The sequence below is a fragment of the Enterococcus lactis genome (assembly GCF_015751045.1).
In the GTDB taxonomy this organism is placed as follows: domain Bacteria; phylum Bacillota; class Bacilli; order Lactobacillales; family Enterococcaceae; genus Enterococcus_B; species Enterococcus_B lactis.
Genome location: NZ_BNJW01000025.1, coordinates 26512 through 34766, shown reverse-complemented (window position 1 = coordinate 34766; position 8255 = coordinate 26512). Strand labels below are relative to the sequence as shown.

The window sequence follows — 8255 nt, the reverse complement described above, 5'->3', positions numbered from 1 at the left end:
CTCCCTTTGAAGCTGGATTTAATTGCTCTTTAATTTCTGCAATATCCTTGCTGTTTTGAATCGAAGCAAGCATCATTTTTGAATTGATTTGTGCTAAACTATCAGCTTTTTCTTTTAATGCAGTGTTTTCCTGTTTAATTGCTACATCGTTTAGCATGAGTTTGGCATTGAGCTGTTTTAGATTGCCGTTTTCATGTTCCAGAGCTTCATACACTGCTTCAAGATTATTTAGCTTATTGTGATCCAATACATTCGTCAAAACAATCCATCGTTTTTCTTGCGGATCAAATAATTGATCATTAATTGTTAAAGGCTCCCCATCTGAACGAATTCCTTCTAATGGTGGGACATCAGTAAACGGGACAGTCATAACCATATCATCTAACACTTTTCCGGCATATTCCCCACCAGGCTTGCCATACTTCCAAATATCTTTCATTTATTTCACTCCTTTATTTTTTTGTTTGCGTGTACCGTAAAGGACTAATGGAACAATAAGTACCATCTGAATCGCCAGGTATGAATACAAAAGTTGGCGTTGTGGTTACAGCTAGCCGACCACCGACACCTGTACTTGTTGCGCCGTAACCAAAGGCGGTTCGGTCAGGTTTCAACTCATTTGGTATATTTGTAGCTTGATTAGCACGTCCGAATGGATAATAACTTGTATCCTTTGTAAATTTTGTCCCTCCGGTCAGTTGGAACTCACCTCTAAACTCAATTTCATTATCACCATTTGCTTGATACGTGATTTTATATTGAGGTGGATTATTCTCAGCTACTTCGAAACCGTCCACAAGTGTAAGAGCAAGCCAACCTGTACTTTCTGCAACTGTCGCAACTTCTTCACCTGCAATCTGCAACCCATCCTCAAAGTTTTTTAAACCTTCAACTGACTGTGGCTCGGTCAAACTAACCGTATTATTCAAGCCTTTTTCAGCATATTCAGGCGTGATGTCCCAACTGTAATCATTGGGATTGTTGCTGTCTTTCAATCCTTCACCACAGTATTTATATTCACTAATATTTGGGGTTCGTGTGTCGCCTTTTTCTAGTTTTATCCATTCTACTTTACATTGACCTAAACTTGTATTTGGCACTTGATAAACATATAGTCTCCCAGTTATATCAGTGGCGCTTCTAGTTGCTTTAAATGTCAATTGCCACTCATCAACAAGACCTTCAACTGGTTTCATATCAAAAAGATTCACAGTAGAACCATTAGTTTCATATTGTACAAAACAACGGAATGTCTGCGTTGCCGGTTTAGTTCCTTTAAGTGTAATAGTATAGGTCTGGTCTTTAAGTAACTTTTCGCTTGGTGTTTTAGTTAGAAGCAAATATGAGCTACTTGTAATGCCAGTTGGATCAAGTAAATTTTTACCTAGTGTTTTTTTACTCAAATAATATGGCGCATCGAGTAAATTTGGCTGGTAAGGAGTTGCCGTATCACTTGTTGACGTTACTTTCTCAATCTTAATATCATAACCAATGTAGAGTTTGCCGACTTGTCCTTTAGTCGAGTAAACCTAAAAATAAGTAAATTCTCCGTCTGACACGTTTTCAGGTACAGTAAATGTCTCTTTAATGAACCCCCATTTTCCCCTACAACTATTATCTGGATATAAATAAGTGACACGTGTCACAACGTTATTAGCTGATACACAATACGGATAGATAGGCGAAGAGCCGTAATTTGTGGAGAAATCCTCACTAATCATTATAGGCACAGTTACGATATAAGTAGAGCCTTTTTCTAACCGTCCTACAGATGGAATATATACGCTTCTACTTACATCGTTTGCTGACGGATCGCTAAAGTCAAGTACAAAATGCGAACCGCCGTCTTTAACATAAGCAGGAGGTTCTGTAATCTCTGAAGCATTTTTACTTAGTTTTGAAAAATCTAAATTTAGGAATAAGTTAGGTCTTCCCGAATAATCATAGTCCCCGAAGTCAATGCTGTTACTGTACATCTTTTTCAGCTTGCCGAGGTCGCCGATTTGCTGATTGGTTTGATCAATACGATCATTCGCTTTATCAATATTAGTATTGAGAGTTGCGACATCTTGATTAGCTTTCGTGATTTTGTCGTTTGTGTCTTTTACTTTCGCATCAATCTGCGTTTCGGATTCCGCAATTTTCTTTTCAATCTCTAGCTTTCCATCAGCTAGAATTTTTTCGATTTTATCGATTGTCTGGCTAAACCCATTGAAATAATAATCTTCCAGCTCTGGCGTACTATCATCAATTGGACTGCGTTTGATATAAAAAGTAAAACGACCAGCTGTATCTAACGAGCGGTCGTTTGGAAAATCAATATATACGCTACCTCCTACTTTACCGACATATCCTAAAATATTATCTTCTAATACGATAAATACAATACCATTCACAGGATCTTCTACCGTAGCTAGATAGTCATGTTTACCATAACCACCTTCTGCCGTTGCAGATTTGAACATCAAGCGAATCGGAACAGTTGTCCCTTCGGGTAAGCTTTGAGGGATGCCGTTTTTCCGAACTAACTTCATTCGAAGCTTAGCTGTTCCTCGATCATGCGACCAAAAAACAACATTCGTCCTGTTTGGACTAGTGGCTTCTGCTTGAATCACAATGATCGATTCATTCATCTTATAAACCATTAACTTAACACCTGCCCATTATTGATAATCAAACCTCTGCCAATAATTTTATTTTCAGTTGTCGCAAATCCTGCAACTGGCTTGGCATATCTAGCAGTTGCTGCATCAACGTACACCCCAATGTTATTGCCTGAACCCGCCGTCTCCATATATATATGTATGGTTGAGACTAATAGATACTGTAAAAAACGTTGATAAATCAACGTTTTTTTATTTTGGCTTAATAAAAGACTTAATATTTTTGCATTGTTTTTGCCTAATATTTAGCATAGGTATATGCCAAATTACAGTATAAGGATTGTGTATATAATGAAAAAATTCTACTTATCAGTTTATCAAGCTTATTTTTACTTACTGCTTGTGGAAATTCCTAGTCAAAGAGTATATCTTCAGATATCCACATTTCGAGTAGTATCGATCAACAATTTCTAGAAATAAGAAAAATTCTTCTGGAGAAACTTCTGAAACTTCCGATATAAAAGTTTCTTCCACTAAAAAATACATGTTAGAGAAACTAACAGCACATCTTCATCATTTCAAGTAAACTCTAAGTCAACTTCTTTGTCTTCTTCAACAAATAACTATGATAGTTCTACGTTTACTCCTGATCAGGCACAAGCTTTACAAATACTTTACGGATAATAAACCTGATCTAAATGATTATGATATCAGTTTTGCATTTTTTAAAATGATTTGCTCGGGCTATCTTCTTAAGGCAACTAGTAGATCCATTCGACAACTGGACGGCTCTGGTACTATAGATTTTTATCGAGTTTCTTCACAAGGTATTGTTACAGAAACAGATTCTCTAGGCGAACCTTTTTAATAAATCAAAAATCATAAAAAAACAACGCCAACTAAATAAAGTGACTTCAAAAGCTTGGACTCCTCGCTTTTGAAGGCACTTTATTTAAAATCTTTATGAAACTAAAGTATGTTCATATTTATTGCTGTAATTATATAGATATTCTGTCGTTTCCAACTCATAAACGTGAGTGTATTTTGCCACTACTTTTCCGCATTTTTCTAATATTTCATTGCGATCGACGTCATGATATTCGTCTACGCAGATCACAACACAATTTTCTAATTTACTGATTACTTCTCCAACCACTTTTTGTTTCAAGCCAATAGGTTGGCAAATATATTTTTTTCCTAAAATGATAGTTTCGTTATTCATATTTCATCCACCCTTAATGTGTTTTTCATTATTTAAAATGATAATACCATTAAAATATGATTATGAAAACCAATAACACTTGTGATTTTATAAAAAAATAAAAAAACCGAAAAACAGATATGCCCACTGTCTTTCCGGCTCTTTTTATTCTTGATTTCTCTTCTTTTTTGTTTCAATAATCGATTTTAGTTATTAATAAATGAAAAGGCATTTATATTAAAATTTGCTAATAAAAGATCTACATATTTTTCTAGAAATGCTTGATCGATTTCATCGTACCCTTTCGTTACTCCGCAATCGATATCTAAAACACCGATTAAATGACCCTCTTTTACCATTGGTACAACGATTTCTGATTGTGCGGCTGAATCACAGGAAATATAGTTTTCATGTTTTTTGACATCGTCAACGATCAATGTCGCTTGTTTTTCAGCTGACTCTCCACAAACTCCTTTTCCCATCTTGATACGTGTGCAGGAAACTCGCCCTTGGAACGGTCCTAAAATCAATTCATTACCATCAAATAAATAGTATCCTGCAAAGACGGTCTCAGGTAATGTTTCATTCAACAATGCAGATGAATTTGCTAAATTTGCTAACCAGTTATCTTCTGCTTCTAATAATCCTTGTTGCTGTAATAATAGAATTTCGTATGCATCTTTTTTCTGTTTTTCTGTCCACATGATAAAAACCGCTCCTTTTTGATCTATGGAGAAGATTATAGCTCAGTTTTTTAGTAAACGCTAGGTTTCCTCCTCAAAAAAACGAGATACGTCAGGTTGATCACCTTGAACGCATCTCGCTGTCTTTTTCTATTCTGCTTGTTGGATTTCTGCTGCTAAATCAGCATAATCAATCGTTTCATGAACAAAAGTCGGATCATCAACTGGAAAGTGCTGTACAAGGGACGAGATGCGGCTGATTTCCACATTTCCTTCAGTTACTTCAAAATCCATTACATGTCCACCAAATGTATGTGTATCATCGATAAAATGCAGATGAAATCCCGCTGCAGCAACTCCTTGGAATAATTCAGGCGTAAAGAACCCAACTAATGTTCCATGAATGTTGCTTTGTTGGAATTCTGGTTGAGACTCTGAAATTTTTGCTAGTCTTCGATAAGGCTTTTCTTGTTTCGGCATGATACGGATATGCATGTTTTTGAATAATCCAGTTATCTTCACTGCTAAAAATAGATTTTCCCCATCTTCTTTTACTAAGATGTCTTTTTTCAATTGTTCTCCATCTGCAGATTCTGAAACAGAAAAACTAGTATCTGGCGTAAAATCTGTAATTGCTGCATAGGGGGTAAGTTCACTTCCATCTAATTGGACAACTGAGCCATCTGATCTTCCTTGATAAGCTACGCCATCTAAAAAGATGACTTCACCATCAAGTCCATGCAATGTTCCCAATCCCAGAGTTCCTTTTTCCAATATATGAGCAATCGTTTCTGTTCCATCCATCAAGCCGGCCATCAAAGCTCCTAATGTCCCGTGCTGGTATAAGATTTTTTCAGTCATGTCGCCACTTCCTTAATAGAATTGATCTGGTAAGATTGTTTCTCCCAATTTCTCATTATCACGGTAATCGATCGGAATATCAATAATTACGGGTCCTTCTGTCGCAAAACCTTCTTCTAAAGCTTTTTCTAATTCCTCTACACTTGTAGCTCGGATCCCTTTAGCACCAAAAGCTTCTGCATATTTCACAAAATCAACTGGACCAAAGTCTACACCTGACGCCCGTTGATATTTCATTTTTTCTTGAAACTCTACCATATTGTAGCGTCCATCATTCCAAATCAAATGAACGATATTCAATTTTTTACGTACGGCCGTTTCTAAATCTTGGGCAGAGAATAAAAATCCGCCATCTCCGGAAACTGATACGATTTGTGTATTTGGACGTACCAGTGCAGCAGAAATTGCCCATGGTAATGCTACACCAAGCGTTTGCATACCATTACTGAATAACAGATGTCGGGGTTCATAACTTCTAAAGTGGCGTGCCATCCAAATATAATGACTCCCTACATCTACAGTAACGGTCATATCATCTGTTACTTTTGATTGAAGTGTGTTGATGACTTCTAAAGGATGCAAAATACCTGCTTCTCCTTTTGATTGGACAATATCCCGCTCCGTTAGTTTTGCTTGAAGAGAAGCTAAATATTCTTTCGCATCTTCTGACACTTGTTGAGGCTCTAATGAACCTGTCAATAAATCAAGAGTAGCTGAGATATCGCCAATCAACTCTCTTTCAGGCTGCATAAACGGATCGATTTCAGCTGGTGCTTCATCGATCACAATGATCCGCGCATCTTTTTCTGCGTTCCAGTTTCTTGCTTCATATTCGATTGGATCATAGCCAATTGCGATGACTAGGTCGCTTCGTTTCAAAAGCATATCGCCTGGTTGGTTTCTAAACAATCCCACACGACCAAAGAAATGCGCTTCTAATTCACGTGAGATCACTCCTGCTGCTTGGAATGTCTCTACAACAGGCAATGCTGTCTTTTCAACTAATTGTCGGATAGCTAATGTTTCTTTTTCGCTTGATCCCCGCATACCTACTAATAATACCGGTAGTTTTGCTTCCCTGATGCGTTCGGCTAAGTAACGGATATCATCTGCAGAAGCAGAACCTAATTTAGGATCACTCAATGGCTTGATGATATTACCTTGAACTGGCGCATCCACTACGTCTTGAGGAATACTGATAAAACTCGCTCCTTTTTTTGAGCTCTTAGCCATACGATAAGCATTGGCAATCACTTCTGAAATTGTTTCCGGATCTTGGATTTCTGCACTGTATTTTGTGATTGGCTGGAACAGCGCTGCATTATCCATGCTTTGATGGGTCAACTTCAATAGATCGCTTCGTTTTACTTGTCCGGCAATTGCTAAAACTGGGTCTCCTTCTGCTGTCGCTGTTACCAAACCTGTAGCTAAGTTACTAGCACCTGGACCACTTGTTGCGATAACAACCCCGGGTTCTCCTGTGATACGTCCGATTGCTTGTGCCATAAATGCAGCATTTTGTTCGTGACGAGTTACGATTAATTCAGGACCTTGATCCTCTAATTCATTAAATACACCATCGATTTTTGCGCCTGGTATACCGAATACATAATCAACGTGATGATTGATCAAACTTTCTACTACAGATTTCGAACCTTGTTTCATTTTTTCAGCCATTGAACATCGTCCTTTTTATGCTTTATTTTTAATTATTAGTTAGAAATAATCACAAACAAGTGATACAGTTTCTAAACCTGTTTCATTCAGAAGTATAGCACGTTTTATTTCATTTGTTTAGCCATATGTTTCAAAAAATGAAAAAGAATGACAGTTTTTACATAAAAAACTGTCATTCTTGGTTGAAAGTTTCAACCAATTTCACAAGATGACAAAAAAAATTCAAGTATGCGACATTGGTTCTACGCCGCATACTTGAATTTTTTTCAATTAGTATACATCAAAACTTCTAATTTTCATTTCCCATCAACTGATACGCTCGACTATCCGAACTTCTTTTGAAAAAACCGAATGTGATTAGATAACGCCTTTGTTCGACATAATCAGCACTAGAAAATATGTCCATCAATATCGAATTGACTTCTGTTTCTGTATAGATTACTCCATGTTCGAATCGTTTCAAGACTTCTTTCAGCAGGATGTATTTCTTTTTTGTTGCGCTTGGTACTTATTTTACTTTTCCATCCTTCATAAACGTCTCCAAAACTTTCATCTTCTCTTGCTCCGTGTAAGTATAAATCATCTTATTTCTCCTTTTGATTCTAAGAATACTCCATTTATGTTAGAATATTCTGTATTTTTTGTTAAAGCGGTTACTCTCAAGAAAGATATTATCACATGGCTCTTTTTTTTACTAATATTTGTCGGAAGACTCATCCTAATAAGTTATTCGCCCAGTCGAGTAATAAAAAAATACTGAATCAAGAATATTGCGTACATGATAAGAACAAAAAAAGAACCCTTGAATACCAAGGGTTCTTTCTCAGTCTGATAACGATGATTAACGACGGATTTCTTTGATACGAGCAGCTTTTCCGTGTAATGCACGTAGGTAGTACAATTTTGCACGACGTACTTTACCGTAGCGAACTACTTCGATTTTTGCAACACGTGGTGTGTGCAATGGGAATGTACGCTCAACGCCCACTCCGTTAGAAACTTTACGTACTGTATAAGTTTCGCTGATTCCAGCACCGCGGCGTTTGATAACAACACCTTCAAATAACTGGATACGTTCACGAGTACCTTCGACAACTTTTGCGTGAACACGCACAGTGTCACCAGGGCGGAACGCTGGGATGTCAGAACGTAATTGGTCTTTTGTTAATTCTTCGATTAATGGATTCATGGTTTTCTTCTCCTTATTCCAAATATTCTTATGAGCTTCTC

6 protein-coding genes and 2 pseudogenes are annotated in these 8255 nt (G+C 37.0%); all 8 read right to left on the bottom strand.

From position 1 onward, the window contains the following. The coding region (locus tag KFO35_RS11975; RefSeq protein ID WP_211140339.1) for a hypothetical protein at positions 1-439 on the bottom strand (439 nt) is incomplete at its 3' end. A 13-nt stretch (positions 440-452) separates the two neighbouring features. Further along, positions 453-2645 (bottom strand): annotated as a pseudogene (locus KFO35_RS14240) (BppU family phage baseplate upper protein). A 919-nt stretch (positions 2646-3564) separates the two neighbouring features. Continuing rightward, a complete protein-coding gene (locus KFO35_RS11960; RefSeq protein ID WP_002289617.1) occupies positions 3565-3825 on the bottom strand; it encodes a hypothetical protein in 261 nt (86 codons plus the stop codon). A gap of 185 nt (positions 3826-4010) precedes the next feature. Further along, on the bottom strand, positions 4011-4508 hold the full coding sequence (gene msrC, locus KFO35_RS11955; protein ID WP_002293167.1) for a free L-methionine (R)-S-oxide reductase MsrC: 498 nt from the start codon (positions 4506-4508) through the stop codon (positions 4011-4013). A 129-nt stretch (positions 4509-4637) separates the two neighbouring features. Continuing rightward, a complete protein-coding gene (budA, locus tag KFO35_RS11950) occupies positions 4638-5348 on the bottom strand; it encodes an acetolactate decarboxylase (RefSeq protein ID WP_002313570.1) in 711 nt (236 codons plus the stop codon). Between the two features lie 12 nt (positions 5349-5360). Further along, on the bottom strand, positions 5361-7025 hold the full coding sequence (alsS, locus tag KFO35_RS11945; protein ID WP_002313569.1) for an acetolactate synthase AlsS: 1665 nt from the start codon (positions 7023-7025) through the stop codon (positions 5361-5363). Between the two features lie 289 nt (positions 7026-7314). Further along, positions 7315-7608 (bottom strand): annotated as a pseudogene (locus tag KFO35_RS11940) (DUF2087 domain-containing protein). Positions 7609-7866: 258 nt separating this feature from the next. Further along, the gene (rplS, locus tag KFO35_RS11935; RefSeq protein ID WP_002290284.1) at positions 7867-8214 is read right to left on the bottom strand and encodes a 50S ribosomal protein L19; all 348 of its coding nucleotides are present in this window, start codon (positions 8212-8214) and stop codon (positions 7867-7869) included. Positions 8215-8255 lie beyond the last annotated feature (41 nt).